The 17,202-nt window shown below is 33.7% G+C and carries 12 protein-coding genes and 5 pseudogenes; 1 reads left to right on the top strand and 16 read right to left on the bottom strand.

The window, feature by feature from the left end:
• Window positions 1-6 precede the first annotated feature (6 nt).
• From JCM7501_RS01300 to JCM7501_RS01270, 7 genes and pseudogenes are all read right to left on the bottom strand, one after another.
• Window positions 7-1,443 carry a PTS mannitol transporter subunit IICB gene (locus tag JCM7501_RS01300; RefSeq protein WP_028991599.1) on the bottom strand — a complete coding sequence of 479 codons (1,437 nt, stop codon included), beginning with the start codon at window positions 1,441-1,443 and terminating at the stop codon, window positions 7-9.
• 152 nt (window positions 1,444-1,595) lie between these two features.
• Window positions 1,596-1,835, bottom strand: a pseudogene (locus JCM7501_RS01295) (family 4 glycosyl hydrolase); the annotation flags it as partial.
• Between the two features lie 104 nt (window positions 1,836-1,939).
• The gene (locus tag JCM7501_RS01290) at window positions 1,940-2,887 is read right to left on the bottom strand and encodes an AEC family transporter (RefSeq protein WP_028991601.1); all 948 of its coding nucleotides are present in this window, start codon (window positions 2,885-2,887) and stop codon (window positions 1,940-1,942) included.
• Between the two features lie 449 nt (window positions 2,888-3,336).
• Window positions 3,337-4,746 carry a glycoside hydrolase family 1 protein gene (locus JCM7501_RS01285; RefSeq protein ID WP_028991602.1) on the bottom strand — a complete coding sequence of 470 codons (1,410 nt, stop codon included), beginning with the start codon at window positions 4,744-4,746 and terminating at the stop codon, window positions 3,337-3,339.
• 255 nt (window positions 4,747-5,001) lie between these two features.
• Window positions 5,002-5,811 (bottom strand): Cof-type HAD-IIB family hydrolase, encoded by an 810-nt coding sequence (locus JCM7501_RS01280; protein WP_028991603.1) that lies wholly within the window; start codon window positions 5,809-5,811, stop codon window positions 5,002-5,004.
• Window positions 5,812-5,866: 55 nt separating this feature from the next.
• Window positions 5,867-6,241 (bottom strand): annotated as a pseudogene (locus JCM7501_RS01275) (family 4 glycosyl hydrolase); the annotation flags it as partial.
• 91 nt (window positions 6,242-6,332) lie between these two features.
• Window positions 6,333-6,665: a PTS lactose/cellobiose transporter subunit IIA gene (locus JCM7501_RS01270; RefSeq protein ID WP_028991605.1), complete on the bottom strand. Its 333-nt coding sequence runs from the start codon at window positions 6,663-6,665 to the stop codon at window positions 6,333-6,335.
• 182 nt (window positions 6,666-6,847) lie between these two features.
• On the opposite strand from JCM7501_RS01270, the pseudogene JCM7501_RS16080 reads away from it, so the two are divergent.
• Window positions 6,848-6,979: pseudogene (locus tag JCM7501_RS16080) on the top strand (IS110 family transposase); the annotation flags it as partial.
• A 149-nt stretch (window positions 6,980-7,128) separates the two neighbouring features.
• On the opposite strand, the pseudogene JCM7501_RS12470 reads toward JCM7501_RS16080, so the two are convergent.
• The 9 genes and pseudogenes from JCM7501_RS12470 to JCM7501_RS13550 form a co-directional block, all read right to left on the bottom strand.
• Window positions 7,129-7,542, bottom strand: a pseudogene (locus tag JCM7501_RS12470) (family 1 glycosylhydrolase).
• 41 nt (window positions 7,543-7,583) lie between these two features.
• Window positions 7,584-9,473, bottom strand: a complete 1,890-nt coding sequence (locus tag JCM7501_RS01255; protein WP_038001988.1) for an oxidoreductase — start codon at window positions 9,471-9,473, stop codon at window positions 7,584-7,586.
• Window positions 9,474-9,762: 289 nt separating this feature from the next.
• Window positions 9,763-10,818, bottom strand: coding sequence for a PTS sugar transporter subunit IIC (locus tag JCM7501_RS01250; RefSeq protein ID WP_218184420.1), 1,056 nt, complete (start codon window positions 10,816-10,818; stop codon window positions 9,763-9,765).
• Between the two features lie 11 nt (window positions 10,819-10,829).
• Window positions 10,830-11,024, bottom strand: a complete 195-nt coding sequence (locus tag JCM7501_RS13250) for a hypothetical protein (RefSeq protein WP_218184419.1) — start codon at window positions 11,022-11,024, stop codon at window positions 10,830-10,832.
• A gap of 780 nt (window positions 11,025-11,804) precedes the next feature.
• On the bottom strand, window positions 11,805-12,113 hold the full coding sequence (locus tag JCM7501_RS01245) for a PTS sugar transporter subunit IIB (RefSeq protein ID WP_028991609.1): 309 nt from the start codon (window positions 12,111-12,113) through the stop codon (window positions 11,805-11,807).
• A gap of 412 nt (window positions 12,114-12,525) precedes the next feature.
• Window positions 12,526-15,229, bottom strand: a pseudogene (locus tag JCM7501_RS01240) (sigma 54-interacting transcriptional regulator).
• Between the two features lie 216 nt (window positions 15,230-15,445).
• On the bottom strand, window positions 15,446-16,060 hold the full coding sequence (locus tag JCM7501_RS01235) for a DUF47 domain-containing protein (RefSeq protein WP_028991611.1): 615 nt from the start codon (window positions 16,058-16,060) through the stop codon (window positions 15,446-15,448).
• 14 nt (window positions 16,061-16,074) lie between these two features.
• Complete coding sequence (locus tag JCM7501_RS13555) at window positions 16,075-16,458, bottom strand: inorganic phosphate transporter (RefSeq protein WP_256200980.1); 384 nt, start codon at window positions 16,456-16,458, stop codon at window positions 16,075-16,077.
• Between the two features lie 11 nt (window positions 16,459-16,469).
• Window positions 16,470-17,072 (bottom strand): inorganic phosphate transporter, encoded by a 603-nt coding sequence (locus tag JCM7501_RS13550; protein WP_256200978.1) that lies wholly within the window; start codon window positions 17,070-17,072, stop codon window positions 16,470-16,472.
• Window positions 17,073-17,202 lie beyond the last annotated feature (130 nt).

Below are 17,202 nucleotides of genomic sequence, written 5' to 3'. Positions count from 1 at the left end.
TTTATTTTATTTTTTAAGGTTCTTTACAAATTCATCATAGACTGTATTGTCTAAAAAGTTTTTGACCGTTACAATTTTAGCATTTGGCACAACTTGAGAAGCTCTTTCTGCAAGGTTTTCCTGTGTAAATACAACATCGGCCTCTTTTGGTATTTGATTTACAGCAGAATGCTTAACTACAATATCCAATCCTGCTTCTTTTAATTTTTTCTTTAAAATAGTTTCTCCCATCGCTGACGAACCCATACCAGCATCGCAAGCAAAAACAATCATTTTAGGCATACCTTCTATTTTCTGTACACTAGGCTTTACTTCTTCAACTTTTTGTCCTTTGCTTTGCGCTTTGAGTCCGCTGACTACTGAACGTGCAAATGTCATACTTTCGGCAGACATGCTCTCTTCACTAGCTCTCTTAACAATCACTGATGCTATAAGGAAAGATACAACTGCTCCAACTGTAATACCTGCAAGTACAGGAAGTAATCCGCCTTTTGGTGACATAGCTATTTCTGCAAATATACTACCAGGTGAAGGCGTAGCTACCAAGCCCGCTTTTGTCAAAACAAATGTCGCATCTGCAGCCATTCCACCGCCTATAACTGCCAAGAGTAGTAATGGATTCATCAAAACGTAGGGGAAATATATTTCATGTATTCCGCCAAAGAAGTGTATTATGATAGCACCTGGAGCTGATTGTTTTGCATCGCCTTTTCCAAAAAGCCAATATGCCAGTAAAACCCCCAATCCCGGACCTGGATTTGTTTCCAGCAAGAAGAATATTGACTTTCCAAACTCTTTAACTTCTGCTACTCCAAGAGGAGCCAGTATGCCGTGGTTAATAGCATTATTTAAAAATAAAATTTTACCCGGTTCTATAAAAATCGCTATTAAAGGTAATAAGCCTTTATTTGTAACCCATTGAGCTGCTGCACCCAATCCTACTGAAATTCCATTTACCACTGGTTCAATGAAAAGAAATGCTAAAATTGCTAATAAACCACCTAAAATACCTGCTGAGAAATTGTTGACAAGCATTTCAAAACCTGCTGGGATTTTTCCCTCTACAAGCTCGTCAAATTTTTTAATGACATAACCTCCTAAAGGACCCATCAGCATAGCACCTAGGAACATCGGTATAGATGAACCGATTATGATACCAGCTGTTGCAATGGCACCAACTACTCCACCCCTTACATCGTATACAAGTTTACCACCTGTATAACCAATTAAAATTGGCAAAAGATACGTTATCATAGGTCCAACAAGTTTAGCCAAATGTTCATTTGGAATCCACCCTGTTGGAATAAAGAAAGCAGTAATAAGTCCCCATGCTATGAAAGCACCAATGTTAGGTATTACCATGCCAGCCAAGAAGCCACCAAGCCTTTGCAACTTCGCTTTCACACTTCCGCCGCTAGTTATGAGAGCATTAGTGTTTTGCATAAGTTTTACCTCCTTTTCGCATTTAATCTTCTATAATTATTGTAAACCTCAATATGTATTTATGCAATTTAAAGAAAATCAGTTTTGTCATTCGTTTTCTTTGACAAAATTGAAGATAAAAAAATAACCGGTAAAAAACCGGTTAAACTAGTTTATTTATAATACTGCGGCAAATAATCTTTATTCTGTTCAATTATATCATCAAGTATTTTTTTGGCAATCGTCGCAGAAGGTACAAGCGGATGTACTGACAATGCCTGTAAAGCCGTATAATAGTCGCCTTTTACCCCTGCTTCTATAGTAAGTTCTTCATAAGCTTTCACTGCTTGCACTAAACCTCTTATTTTTGTCGAAACGTGTCCAATATTTATCGGATGTGCACCATTTCTATTTTGTTATAAATGGTTTTTAGCACATACTAAAAAGATGTAATTTCTTGCTTTTCGCATTTATTAACATATCCGGCTGGACATTATGGATGAAGTAGCTTCACCTCTTATACAATCTTTATCAAAACCATTAAAAATGGCATTATAATAACACTAAATATTGTTGTGTATGTAATCATGCTTGTCGCAAATTCGTAATCTGCGCCATAAACTCTTGCTATTATTGCTGAGATTACCATAACGGGCATTGCAGACATTATTATAAAGACATCTCTCATAAGTTTTGGAATTGGTATAAATAAATCTAATATCCATACCAAAGCAGGAGTTACCAAAAATCTTCCAATAAAAACCATAAAAGCATCTTTATCAAGTTTAAATTTGTCAAAACTCATCTCGTAAATAGTTATACCAACATAAAATATTGAAAGGGGTGTTGTAAGTCTCCCAATCATTTCGAAGCTGTTAAAAATAAATTTTGGAAGTTTAATATTTGCGAAAACAAAAATTACACCTATGATAAAACCAAGAAGAGAAGGATTAAATATTTTTTTTAGCATATCTGAAGTGAATATTTTTTGGCCTTTGCCATTTATGTCGCAAGAAATGCCATATACACCCAGAGTCCACCAAATTGTAGTATTTGCCATGTAATATAAAAGAGTATATGGCGTTGCAGCTTCTCCAAAAAGAGCTTGAGACATCGGAAGCCCCACAAATATAGCATTTGATAGTGAAAATATCGCTGTAAATACTCCTTTTCTTCCTCTTTTGACTTTAAAAATTTCAGCCAGTATGTAAGCAATCAAGTAGGATATCAATATTGACAAAAAAGATATCAAAAGTCCTCTTCCTGAGCGTTCTAATTGCTTTTTTGTAAAAGTTGATGTTATATTTACTATCATAGAAAGTGGCAAAGTGATATTGACAACAAGCTTAGCAAATAAATCTGATATTGTTTTATCAAACCATCCTACTTTTGCTAAGTAATAGCCAAGGGCTAACATAAATACAATTGTAAGTACCCCTTGCACTGATGATAGAAAAGTCTGCATTAAACTGCCTCCCTAGAGTGAATAAGTTATGTCAGATATACCCCAATTTTAAGATCTTTCAAACCTTATAATATAATACTTGATACAAAAAGATTTGAAAAAAAGAAGGATTCCCTCCTACTGTTGAAGATAACAATCGTCGAAAAATACCACCAAAAAGTCTCAAAGGAGGGAATACTTTAATTTACAAATTCGACCCGTACAGTACTTCCATAATAATTAATTCCAATAAACTTGTCCCATCCCAAAGTTAATCCTAATATGCTCTAATCATTAGATTCATACTTTCTTTGTGTTATAGGTTTATTATATAACTTTCATACTAATTGTTATGGTCCAGTTTTTTATATTGTAGTAAAAACATATGTTTTGCTCAATCATATCACAAAGTATTTTTAACAATCGTCACAAAAGAAACTTTTTTCTTTTTTTCAACTGCGACAGTTTAACTATAACCTCTCACCATTTGTAGCTATAACATCTTTATACCAATAAAAACTTTTCTTTTTAATTCTTCTTAAGTCTTTTAAATCAAATTCATCTCTGTTGACATATATAAAACCATAACGCTTGCTAAATCCTTGGTGTGTACTGACAAGGTCAATAGCTGACCAAGGACAATATCCTATTAAATTCACTCCATCAGAAATAGCCAACCGTGCTTGTTCTATATGCTTACGTAAGAATTCAATCCGATAATCATCGTTAATAATATCACCTTCTTCTAGCTTGTCATAAGCTCCTAAACCATTTTCAGTTACCAACAATGGAAGATGGTATCTGTCATTTAATTCGCGTAATGTAATGCGGAAACCTATCGGATCGATTTCCCAGCCAAATTGTGTCTTTTCCAAATATGGGTTTGCAACTCCCCGGTAAAAACCGGGTTCTCCAATAGTAATTTGCTGGTCTCCGATAGAATTTTCAGCAGAATCATTACTGCTATTTTGCGCTACTGTCACCGTTGAGTAATAATTAAAGGCAATAAAATCTGGTTTTGCAGATTCTAATATTTCCATATCACCTTCTTGAATAGTTGGTGTACATCCTTCTTCCTCCATATAGCTCCATGCAACACTATTATAACGCCCAAATACTGGCATGTCCAAATATAACCAATTTCGAATTGATGAAAAATTTTGTGCTGCTAAGATATCTTCTGGTTTGGAAGAGGCTGGATAAACATAAGCAATATTCGGCGCTGGCCCAATTTTCGCATTTGGACACATTTCGTGACATAAATTTATTGCTTTTGCTTGAGCCAAAAACATATGATGATTTTGTTGGTATAATTCTTTTTGAGGATTTTTCATATTAGGATCTAGAGTGCCAATGGCTGAACCGTGCAAAATCATCATATTCTGTTCATTAATAGTTAACCAGTACTTTACTCGATCTCCAAAGTATTTAAATAATGTTCTAGCATAATTTTCAAATGCATCGATAGTTTCTCTATTTGACCATCCTCCCTTTTGTTGCAAAGCATAAGGTAAATCAAAATGATACATGGTAACGATAGGTTCGATATTATAGGACAGCAATTCATTTATAAGATTATTATAAAAATCAATGCCTTTTTGATTGATCTCCCCTGTTCCATTTGGATAAATGCGCGTCCAAGCGATAGAAAATCGATAGGCTTTTAATCCCATTTCTGCGAATAATGCAATATCTTCTTTGTAACGATGGTAATGATCACTTGCTACTTTGAAATCCGATGTCCCTTCTGGATATTTTTTCATATCAATAACTGAGGGACCTTTTCCGTCTTCATTCCATGCTCCCTCTACCTGATATGCCGAAGTGGAAGCTCCCCATAAAAAATTTCTGGGAAATGGTTTCATATTATTATGATCCATTTTAAGAAAACCTCCTATCTCGATATTTTAAAATTAGCTTTAAAAAGCTCTTTTTTTATGAATTTTAAAAAAACAGAAGCAGTTATAGCTATGGATATTTAGATAGTTCAAAACATTGTTCTCACACCTGCAAACACTGGAAATAATACAAAGAGTCGCTTGAGGATATTCTTAATATCTATCTGTCTTGTTTTGACGAATGTCATATAAGATGAAAACAGAAGATCCATGAATCACGCTATGCGAAAGGTTTAGCTAAATTTCATAATATTTTTTTAACGTATGTGCAATTCCATCTTCATTGTTTGACAACGTAACTTCATCTGCAATCGCTTTTAGTTCTTCACACGCATTTCCCATAGCAACCCCCAATCCGGCAAATTCTATCATCGGAATATCATTTTGTGCATCACCAAATGCCATAACTTCCTCTGGTTTGATATTCAAAATGTTACAGATAATCCGTAAGGAACTCGCCTTACTTACTCCCTTCATCGTTGCCTCCAAATAAAATGGCGCTGATAGAGTAAATGACAGTTCATTTTCAAATGGTGCCATAATTTTTTTAGATGCTGATAGCAAAACTTCATTTGGTGCTGCAATTAAGATTTTTATTGGGCAGAAATTAATATCATCGGCAAGATTATTTACTATTTTTATTTTTAAATTATTGTTCTGGCTTTCATACCTAATCTGATATGCATCTTCGTCCGTTGTATAAATGTACTTACCATCATCCACAATCGGAGTTACTGGAAATGTCTTCAAATGTTTTAATAGTCTAGTTGCTGTTTCCCTCGGTATACTTTTTTGATAGATTACCTTTTTCGTCGTGACATCAACAACTTTACCACCATTGTAAGATAATAATAAACCATGATATTTTTCAAGTTCCAATTCTTCACTTTCTCTTAATAAACCTGGAGAAGGGCGGCCAGAAGCGAGTACCACAATTACACCCTGTCTTTGAACTGCAATTAATGCATCTTTTGTTTTTGGTGTGATTATTTTTTCGTCATTAATAAGAGTTCCGTCTACATCCAAAACTATCATCTTGTAGCGCATAACATTACTCCTTGTACCTACGATAGCATTGAAAATAAAAAATACATATTCTCTATTATTTATATTGGGGTAAAAATTCATTATTCTGTTCAATAATATCATCAAGTATTTTTTTAGCAATCGTTGCAGAAGGAACTAATGGATGTATTGTCAATGCCTGTAAAGCCGTATAATAGTCGCCTTTTACCCCTGCTTCTATAGTAAGTTCTTCATAAGCTTTTACAGCTTGCATTAAACCTCTTATTTTTGTCGAAACGTGTCCAATATTTATCGGATGTGCACCATTTCTATCTATTATTGCATTTGTTTCTATTACCACATCATCTGGCAAATCCGCAATTGTACCATTGTTTCTAACATTGACCACATGTATGTCTTTTTTGTCATTATATATTGAACATATCAATGAACAGGCAGCATCAGAATAGTGAGGTAGTTCATTATACCTCTTGATAAAACCCTCAATAAGTTCGGGGGGTATAACTAGACCCCCTCCAATCACAGCAATTTTCAAATCTTTTTTAGACATCAAAAGCTGCTCCCTTTGTTTGGTAAATAATTTTATACAGCTCAACCATTTCGGTTATCAACTCTTTAGCAAGAATTGCATTCATAAGATGATCTTCCGCATGAACTAAAAGAAGTGTTACTTCTTGTTTCTCTCCTTGGGCTTCTTTGTGTATCATATCCGTTTGAACGTGATGTGCTTCTAAAAGCTCTTCGCTCGCTTTATTTAAATACTTTCCGGCCTCCTCAAAATTACCCTTTCTCGCATGCTTCAATGCCTCAAAACAATTGCTTCGTGCATCTCCTGCATAGGATATAATGGCAAATACAATTTGTTCAAGGTCCATTTTTTTACCTCCCATTTTTTATTTGTTTTTTAACGCTTGTATTGCTACATCTAAAGTCTTCGCCCCATCAATGAATCTATATATATTCGGAGGAATTACTCTGTAAACTTTGTTTTTCTTTTTTGTAAGCTCTTCCACATATTTTTCTTTATACCTAATCTAAGGTCCTAGTAATACAACATCATAATCATCTATACTTTTTCTACAAGAAGTATCGCGAGTTACCAAAGCACCAATATAAACGCGCCCTCGTCTTAACTGCTAGAAGATTAATCCCTCTGATCTTTGCAATGCTCAGCAAAGGTCAAATATAAAGAAAGAAGTATTACTAGTATTTAAATACTTTTTGTTAAAAATTAATAAGGAATTTTGTTCCGGAACTTCTAATACCATTTATTGGTATATTGGAAGAAGGATATTTTTTTCCTTTTTTTGACCTCCAAATGTCTCAAAAATTTTTTAATTACCCCCCTTGACATTTTACCATTTTTTCTTGCAATGCATATGGAAGATCAAAATGGTATATTATTACAATAGACTCAATGTTATGCGACAGCAATTCATTAATTAAACCGTTATAAAATGCAATGCCTTTTTCATTTATTTCCCCTGTGCCTTTCGGATAAATTCTTGTCCATGCAATAGAAAAGCGATAAGCTTTAAGACCCATTTCTGCAAATAAAGCTATATCTTTTTGTATCGATGATAATGATCACTTACTACCTTTAAAATCTGATGTTCCTTCGGGATGCTTTCCCATATCTATGACAGATAGGCCTTTTCCGTCTTCATCCCATGCACCTTCTACTTGGTATGCTGATGTAGATGCTCTCCATAAAAAGTTTTTTGGAAATAGTTTTATAAACTCACGATACATTAATAAATCTTTCCTTCCTAAATTAACATTATAACATAAACTTATAAATTGGAGGCAATTGTATACCCTTCCATTACAGCTTCCATTATTTTTCTTGGTTTGACGCAATCTCCAATCATAAATGTTTCTGGTACAATCCCATAAAAACTTTCTGCTACCGATTTATTTGGTTTCAATCCGGTGGCAATTATAACAGTATCCGCCTTAATGATTTTTTCTTCTCCATCACTTGTTTTAACCACTACAACATCTTCTTTGATTTCCTGACATGTAGTCTTCAACATTGTATTTAATGTGCTTGCCTGTTGCATTTTTTGGCGAAGTGCAATTTTATAAAGCATGTTTCCCTGTGCTGCTATTTCTCCTCCAAGCTCGATGATTGTAACATTTTTCTGATGAAGTAATGAAAGCTCCAGTCCAATTTCCGCACCAATTGTGCCGCCACCAATAATTACAACATTCTGCCCAATCTTATCCATATGTTCAATGGCATCATAGAAAGTGATCACATGTCGCTTATCAATTCCTGGTATATGTGGTATAACAGGACTCGCACCCACTGCTATTATAACTGCATCTGGCATGATTTTTTTTACAAGTTCCGGCGTAGCTTCTGTATTTAGATGAACTTCAACTTTGGACTTTTTAAGCTGTACTTTAAGATAATCTAAAAATGCTTTAATATCACTCTTATAATATTCCATTGCAACATAGTGAAGTGCGCCACCTAAGAAACTATTTTTTTCAAATAAAATTACTTTATGACCTCTTTTATCTGCCACCAATGCAGCTTGTAGTCCTGCTGGTCCGCCACCTATTACGACAATTTTTTTCTTTATATCGGCCTTTTCTAATTTCCGCGGTATCCATGATTCATTGGAGTATCTTGGATTCACAGAACATCCTACATTTCTGCGGTTTGTAGATATATGATAACATTGTAAACATCTTATACACGGGACAATGTCCTCAGGTCTACCTTCTCTCGCTTTTTTAGGCCATTCAGGGTCTGCCACCAAAGCACGTCCAAGTGCAACCATGTCTGCAACCCCATCTGAAATCAACTGCTCAGCTTCGTCTGGATTCATAATAGCTCCAACGACTGCAACAGGAATATGAACATTTTCTTTTACGATTTTTGCATATTTTGCATTAGGCACATGTTCTGAAAAATTAGTTGTAACCATATGAACATTAGCCTCGCGCTCCATGTCTAACCCACACGAAATCTGTACCATATCAATTAATGGTTCTGCCATCTTTATAAAAGCCAACACCTCTTCAAATTCTATCCCACCCTCGACCCATTCTGTTGCCGAAATTCGCATATCAATAGGGAAATTTGCTCCTACCGCTTTTCTAACCCTTTCTAAAATCATTAGAGGAAATCTTGCTCTGTTCTCAAGGCTTCCACCATATTTATCTGTTCTTTTATTAAAAAATGGTGAAAGGAATTGTGCTGGTAGCCAGCCATGTCCAAAATGCATACAAATCATATCAAAGCCTATATCTTTAGCGTCAAATGCAGTTTGTTCGTACCAGCGAAGTGTTTCCTCCATCATTTCTTCTGTCATTTCTTTTACTTCTACTCCATCATTTCTAATAAATCCGGAAGGTCCTTTGGCAAAATCTTTTACTCGAGCATATTGACCTGCATGTACAATTTCAATAGAAGCTTTTGCACCCGCCTGACGTGCAATCAAAATCCTTTGTCTTGTTTGTTCAACCTCATATTTTGAAAATGCATAAGGTTCATCTGCTGAAGCAAACGAAGACTTTCCAGGTTCTGCAATGACAGAACCAGCGATAACAATTCCCGCTCCACCTAAGGATTTGTCAAAAAATTTCTGTCCAATAGGTGCAGCCACAATTCGATTTCTTACCATCATATCATTGATCTTAATCGGTGAAAATAAGTTTGGATATTTCATAATATCCCTCCTAAATTTAAGTTTTCGCAAATAGACAATTACTTTTTTATATCATCAATAAATATTCCATTAAAACTCTTTAATTTACCTTTTCATACGTCATTTTTGTCCATATAGCCAAAATCCACAGTGATTTTCTCTATTCTTCCCAGAATAACGTCAATACAGACTTTTAGCACATCCCATTAACTAGTCATAATTGCTTGTCAAAATGAAAGTTACTTAATAATTGAGTTGTACTGATAAAAAGAAGAGATGGCTTCATCGCCCCTCTTATAAACAATTTAATTTATTTTACTAATGTTTCTTCTGTTTCTTCCAACATAATTTGTCTATCTACTATCTTAAAAAACGGAAGCCATATTAAAGTTGTTATAATAATCACTACTATTTGCAAAATTGCTGTTGGCACACCTTGCGCGAGAAAACCTGAAACAACCGGCGGCACAGTCCAGTGTACTATAACACCGGATAATCTCGGGGTAATGCCAAGTGCTATTGAAAGATAACTTATTGTTGTAGCAATAATCGGATTCAAAATATAAGGAATGAATAATAATGGATTTAATAAAATTGGTATTCCAAATAGCAATGGTTCGTTAATGCCAAAAATTGCAGGAATTATCGACATTTTACCAAGTGTTTTTAATCTCTTACTCTTTGCAGTAAACGCCATTAAAAATGCAAGACCAAATGTACCTCCAATGCCTCCAGGTTGACATAATACAGAAAATGAATCAGTGATAATATTCGGTAAAGGTAAACCAGATGACAGTGCCTTTAAATTTTCAGCAGATGCAGCTAATGTCAACGGTGAAATGGTGCTAAAAACCACATTGCCATGAATACCAAAAAACATAAACAAGGTAGATAGTATTTGGACAAGAAGGTAAGCTGGAAAAGACAATCCAATTCCTTGTAGTGGTACTTGAATTAGTGAGTAAATTACTTGATGAATGCTTCCAAAACTTGTCTTAGCTAATCCTACTTCTATAAACGCTGCTAAAAGTGCGGAGAACAGTGCCGGCACTAAACTTGCAAAGGCTTCTTCTACTATAGGTGGTACACCTTCTGGCATACGTAAATAAATCTTTTTATCTTGCAGCAATTTTGTAAATCTTACGGTAAAGGCACTTATAAGCATCGCACTAAATAAACCTGGATACCCTAACCATTCAGTAGGAATATCAGTATATAGTTTATGTGGAGTAATTAACAAAAATGTCATAAAACTAATAATCGTTGTGGAAAGAGGTTTCATTCCCAATTTTGTTGCATATTGATATGGTAATACAATAGCAACATACAAAGCAATAATACTAAGTGTTAGAGATTGAATTGTCATGAATACAGTTGCTAACCTGTATTTTTAACAAAACTTTGCCATACCGGGATATTTAAAAATGCTCCTAAGGCAGCGAATGAACCAAGTAAAATAACCGGCAATAAGATTTGGAATGTAGCACCTAATGCACTTAAAAATTTAATGTCGCTCATTTTCTTTGCTATAGGCATTAGCCTTTTTTGCAATGCGTTTATAAGCCTATCCATCATTTTTCCCTCCTATAAAATATTTTTTTTAGCTTTTTGTAAAACCCCAAAATTATTGATTTTAAAGGGTTTTATTTTATATATCAGCAGGATTTTCCTCCACTTTTGTCGAATTACATATTATACCAAATATTCTAAATCCAACTAAGACGAAAGGAGATCCTGCATGATACAGCAACTTCATTTTTCTGATTTTATTGGTGATTTTCATAAATTTGTTGTTGTTCAAAAACCTCAGTTACTTGAGCTTCTTAACCAGTATATTAATATTTGTAAGTTAATCCCTGTAGGATTGGTATTTTCACTATAATAAAGCTACTGCTCGCCCTCATGATAATTCTCTCGATTCAATTGTTTCAACCTTACTGCTGCAAAAGTTACTTTCTATATCAACTATTGATTTACTTATTACTTTTTGCCATTTTCAAAATGACTCCGTGATTTTTGTGGGCTTAATACTGTTCCTGATGCTTCTTTTGCTCAAGGTTCAAACAGGATTACTGTGATGACATTGAAGCCTTCTTTCATAAGTTAGTCGACATTGCTGAACCTATTTGTCAGGAAATCGGCCAAGCCCTTGAAAAAGAATCATATATATGGATGGAAAATTCTATTTTAAAGATGTTTACGAAATAGCAATAGATGGAAACCGTGCATCAGCGTACTTTTAGCATCAAATAGCCACCTCCCGAAATCGTAAGCAATCATATGCTTGAACAAGTTTTTTAATGACATCACCCATAAGAATTATTAGTACGTATTGTAAGTACAGCAATTAAATCATTTTTTAATAATCGCAATAGCATCTTTCAGAATTTTTTCGCCATTCATCATTCCAAAATCCATCGGTTTTATAACATCAATTTTATCCGCATACTTTGAAAATGTTTTTACAATAACGTCCTTTCTGTATGCGATCTGTGGGCTTAAAAGTATAGCATCTACCTCTTCAATGAAATTTTCCAATTGTGTATAAGCATAAGCTTGAATTTCCGCCTCTATCCCATGTTTTTTAGCTGCTTCTCTCATTTTTCTGACTAGAATGCCTGTACTTGCACCGTTTTCACATACTAAAGCAATCTTATACATATTACACCACCTACAATAACATATTTGTAACAGAGTTTCATATTTTTATAAAATCTAAATAAGATCGATCTTCCTTTTTCCCCTCCTATTACCCTGATGTTTTCATAGAAATCAAAAAATTCTTGAACTAAATCTCTTACTATCTTGCATTCCTCAAGTGTTGGTGAAGATAAGGATATCTTTTTAAAATAATTAAATGCGCAATTATCTTAAGTTGACCAAATAAAATTCTAATTTACTTTTATTGAACCACCACCTTTTTTTGAATTTTACACTATATCCTCCTATGCAAATCTCATGCCAAATAGCAATTGTCTTAGCAAAATTGCTACTTTTCCGCCTTCAATGACAATGTTTATTGAACCGTTTCAATGTGTATTGTTTAAAAACGTATTCAATACACATATGTGTATTAAAGTGAATAGATTATTTTCATCATACTTACACATTCTTCGTCTGAAATTTTTACATTACATCCTTCTTCGATAACCTTTATAGCTTTTTTTATAATATCAAACTCCTTTGGATAATTCTTAATGTATTCTTGTGTATCTTTCATGTGTATTAGCTCTTTTCCTTGTAACATACGCTCAATTACACAAGCAAGATGAAGTATTAATCCTATTGTAATATCTTCATTTAAATTTACTCCTTCTCTTATTAAAGCTGCGTAAAATTTTTTAAAGAAGATATATACTTTTCTGAATCTATCTTTATATTTTCTCTTATGACCTCCTTCATGTTATCAATTATCTCGATTTGTGAAAGAGCTTCAATTTTATTTCTCAATACAGATAATTTATCATTATCAAACACATCTGAGGTAGAAATATACAATATAGAATCATCTTCTGGATTTATAGCACTTACAACAGCTAAAATATTTTTTTCTTCTTTGATGTTGAGTAGTTTTCTTCTAAATTCTTTTTTGCTTTCAATCTCAATAGGAATAACATCAATATCTTTCTCTTTCAAGTCAAGGTTCTTTTCAAGTATTGATTTAAGTTTAACCGCTGTGCCCTCACCTGTTATACAGGCTGTTATGATAACATTCTTTTTAAGAGAATCTTCAAATTTAACACTGTCTTTGTAGATTCTGCCTACATAAGGACTGAAATTGACAACTGCATCATACACTTCATCTAAAGAGGCGTTAAGGATTGCCTTTCTTGCTGCCTCTAAAACCATAGGAGTGGAAACCATTTCAATTGTTTTGACGGGGATTCCTGTCCTTTCGTATATCATGTCACCAAATAATACTAGTGAACCCATGTCAACAAGAAGTAATACGCCTCTTCCTTTGTCAACTCTTTTTACAATATTAGTTAAATTATTTAACGCAACTTCTGGTTTTTGATCAAGTGGCATATTGTACCCAATTACATAATTGTCACCTAAAAGCCTATTGGAAACCTCCGCGATTGAAGTAGCAGCGGCTTCTCCATGCATAGCAACAATAATGCCTACCCTTTCGTCTTTTTCTTTTGTTTCTTCGTCAAGGCATAAAAACATTGTAACAAAGCCTACTTCATCATCAGGTACTTTTATGTTAAACTCTTTTTGGACCCTTTCTCTCAAAGCATTTGCCACTTCAAATTCTTTCTCATACACCTTCTTTATATTTTCCAGCTGATGATTTACAATGTCTTTGCCGCTTAGTATTCTCTCAACAGAACTGGCTACATGCATAGAAAGGCCGTATAAAGTTTTCTCACTAAAGGACCTTTTTAACTTTTTGCTGGCATAATTCAAAAAATCGTTTACTATATCGACAATCTTTTTATCCACTACTTTATACAATTCCTCCAAATTATTTTTATCCAGATTTAAGAGATACTTTTTCAAATATGTCTCTATATCAATACTCATGATGAGTCTTATATCACTTTCGTTAAGTCCTTTTTGCTCTAAAGCTTTTCTTTTTTCTTCTAATGCCTCATAAAAATTGAATATCTGATTATTCTGTTGGATAACAGGAGTAGCATTATCAACTGAAAACTTTATTATATCTCCCGTAATAAATCTATCAATTTCATCTTTCGATTCCTTATACTTAAACAATCCTCTTCTGACATAGTCAGGTAAATCTTCAGTATGCACGCATACTCCTTTATCTCTTTTCATCATGTACCCAAGATAAGCTTTTGCAATTGAAAGTTTTATATCACTTTTCAGCTGGCCTATGTTATTAGGGCAGTCATAAAGCAATAAAGCTTTCAAAGCATTTGAAGTGATCATAATATCAGTGTTAATAATAGCTGCTTCTTCTCTAAAGAAATTTTTAATAAGTTCAAATCTTTCTTCATATGTTCTTTCTGCTAAAGCTGGCAATTTAATCACCATTGGTATCCGCCTTATAAAAGTCCTAAGAAGAGTAGACTCAATATTTTCTGTTGTAGCACATATTATTAAAACATTTGCTTTATGTTGCGTTTCAGATTCTCCAAGCCGTCTATAAAGTCCTTTATCAATTAGATAAAAAAGCATCTCTTGTCCTTCTGGCGGAAGCCTATGGACTTCATCAAGGAAAAGTATGCCACCATCTGCTTTTTCAACAAGGCCCATTCTATCCTTATCGGCACCAGTATACGCTCCTTTTTTCACGCCAAACAGTTGTGACATTAAAAGTTGCGGATTATTAGCATAGTCAGCACAGTTAAAAGTCACAAAAGGAGCGTTCCTTTTATCCTTCCAATTTCTTTTGCGAAACTATACATGACTTCTGCAAACATGGATTTGCCTGTACCCGTCTCTCCAAGCAAAAGTGTATGAAGACCATTGGGAGGATAAATTATAGCAGCTTTTGCTTGCTGTACGGCATTTTTAAGGCTTAAATTAGCTCCTATTATGCTGTCAAATACATCTTTCACTACCATATCACTTTCATCAGAAACCATATCAAGTTCTTTAACCTTATACAAAACTGGTTTGCCTTCAACTTTTATAACTTTTCCTTCTCTAAAAAGGGTATTTAAATCGCTGGAAGCATTTGTTCTTTGTATATTAAGAGCATGTGCAATTTCCATAGCTGAAACTCCAATTATTTCTCCTCTTTCAGCAAATTGCTTGCTACATAATTCTTTTACACAATTATAAACTTTATCAATTCTTTTCACATCACTCGCCCCCTTTACGATACATTTTATCATAAAAGACAAAAAAATAATACACTTTAAAACACTTAATTTTTATCTTTACTTAGAGTATCTACTTAAATTTACAACCACCTTAAAAAAAGATGAATGAAAATAAAAGCGCCCCAATGAGCGCTTTCAATCCGCAACATTTCCATCACCTTCGTAAAAACTCGCCCTATAACTTTACATTACACTTTACATCATTTTTACATAAATATGCCCTAAAATATCTCCTGCAAGGTCTATTTTGTCAGCACAGTTGCTTAAATGCCTGAAAATCTCTCGCATTTTTAAAATATATTTTATGTCATCATCTTCGAATAATTTCGCTAAATTTTTTCTGTATAAATTTTCTACTTCGTTCTCATATTTTTTTGCCTTTAATGCCTGTTCCATACCTTCTTTTTTATCTCTGTTAAGATTACATACTGATTTATAAATGAGGTCTGTGCTGTACTTTATCACCGTCACAATTTCCTGAAGCTCACCAGTAGGTTGCAAATTATATGCTTCCATTTCCTTCACAGTAGTGTTAGAATAATCTAATATATCATCAATAGCTTTAGATAAATTGAATATATCTTCTCTATCAAATGGAGTAATAAAAGTTTTATCGAGTTCATCTATCAACTCTTCTCTTTTTCTGTCTGCAATTTTTTCTAATCTATTTACCTCATGTCCATCTTCTATATTCCCTGTCATCATATATTTTTCCAAAGCACAAACTCCTTGTAATGTGAGTCTTGATTGCTCTTCCAGCAATTTATAAAAATCTGTCTCTTTGAAAAATAACCATTTAAATACATTCACTCTTTTCACCTCCCTCATAAAAGCTTAGTCAAACCGTAAATCAAATAAGAGATTATAAAAGATACAGGAATTGTTATAAACCACGCCATAATTATTCCCCTAGCAAACTGCCACCTAACAGCAGTAGGTCTTTCTTTTGCCCCAATACCTAAAATTGAAGAATTAATTAACTGAGTACCGCTGATTGGTGCACCAATGATTGCTGCTATACTTACAACTAAAAGGGAAGAAAGCTGTGCATTAAAGGAATGAAAAGGCCTTACTCTGTATATTCCTGCTCCTACATTCTTGATTATTCTAAAACCTCCTAATATAAGTCCAAAAGAAATCATTAAAGCCGATATGTATTTTACATCAAATGGTACTTCAAAATTATGAGTTTGTCCCTTTATCATCATTAAAATAACGATTAAACCATCCCTTTTTGGGCATCATTTGACCCATGTACTGCATTGAGAAAAAAGAGAGTAAAATATTGCAGTTTTTTAAGTATATTATTCACTGCCGGCGTTTGATTTTTCAATATTTCTGATAAAAAAAACGTTATTAAATATCCCGTAATAAATCCTATTATAGGAGACAGAAACAAAGGAAGAATAGCTCTAAATAGTATACCTTGTACATTTATTGAGTTAAAACCGTATTCTAAGACAAAAGGTCCTAGCATTCCGCCAATTAACGCATGAGAAGAACTAGAAGGTATTCCAAAATACCAGGTAATAAAGTTCCATATCATGGCACCAATTAAACCGCATAATATCAACAGACTGATATTGTAACCGCTTTTAAATAAATACTCATATTTTACAATATCCTTTGCCACTGTCTTACTGACATTAGTACTTATTATTGCTGTACCCAAAAATTGTGCAACAGCCGCGAGAATAAAAGCTTTTTTTGCATCTATAGACCTTGAAAATATAATAGTAGCAACAAGATTTCCTTCGTCGTGAAAACCAGTTACAAATATATAAAAAAATATTACTATAACTGCAATAAAATAAAAATCCATGACATCACCTCGAGTAAAAAAGCCATATTTAACTTTTATTTTATGCACAAATACTTAAAACAATTATATAAGTTATTTATATATACTTCAAATTTTTGAAAAACAAAAAGCATGTTTTAAAATTTTCCGC

Origin of the sequence: Thermoanaerobacter thermocopriae JCM 7501 (assembly GCF_001310975.1) — a bacterium.
GTDB lineage: Bacteria > Bacillota > Thermoanaerobacteria > Thermoanaerobacterales > Thermoanaerobacteraceae > Thermoanaerobacter > Thermoanaerobacter thermocopriae.
Note: the sequence above shows the minus strand (reverse complement) of the source record. Positions and strands in the feature narration are given on the sequence as shown.

What these genes read in the sequence shown, in the direction of transcription:
- JCM7501_RS01300 (WP_028991599.1), bottom strand. Translation starts at nt 1,443, where the DNA reads ATGCAAAACACTAATGCTCTCATAACTAGCGGCGGAAGTGTGAAAGCG.
- JCM7501_RS01290 (WP_028991601.1), bottom strand. Translation starts at nt 2,887, where the DNA reads ATGCAGACTTTTCTATCATCAGTGCAAGGGGTACTTACAATTGTATTT.
- JCM7501_RS01285 (WP_028991602.1), bottom strand. Translation starts at nt 4,746, where the DNA reads ATGGATCATAATAATATGAAACCATTTCCCAGAAATTTTTTATGGGGA.
- JCM7501_RS01280 (WP_028991603.1), bottom strand. Translation starts at nt 5,811, where the DNA reads ATGCGCTACAAGATGATAGTTTTGGATGTAGACGGAACTCTTATTAAT.
- JCM7501_RS01270 (WP_028991605.1), bottom strand. Translation starts at nt 6,665, where the DNA reads ATGGACCTTGAACAAATTGTATTTGCCATTATATCCTATGCAGGAGAT.
- JCM7501_RS01255 (WP_038001988.1), bottom strand. Translation starts at nt 9,473, where the DNA reads ATGAAATATCCAAACTTATTTTCACCGATTAAGATCAATGATATGATG.
- JCM7501_RS01250 (WP_218184420.1), bottom strand. Translation starts at nt 10,818, where the DNA reads ATGACAATTCAATCTCTAACACTTAGTATTATTGCTTTGTATGTTGCT.
- JCM7501_RS13250 (WP_218184419.1), bottom strand. Translation starts at nt 11,024, where the DNA reads ATGGATAGGCTTATAAACGCATTGCAAAAAAGGCTAATGCCTATAGCA.
- JCM7501_RS01245 (WP_028991609.1), bottom strand. Translation starts at nt 12,113, where the DNA reads ATGTATAAGATTGCTTTAGTATGTGAAAACGGTGCAAGTACAGGCATT.
- JCM7501_RS13555 (WP_256200980.1), bottom strand. Translation starts at nt 16,458, where the DNA reads ATGATGATAAAGGGACAAACTCATAATTTTGAAGTACCATTTGATGTA.
- JCM7501_RS13550 (WP_256200978.1), bottom strand. Translation starts at nt 17,072, where the DNA reads ATGGATTTTTATTTTATTGCAGTTATAGTAATATTTTTTTATATATTT.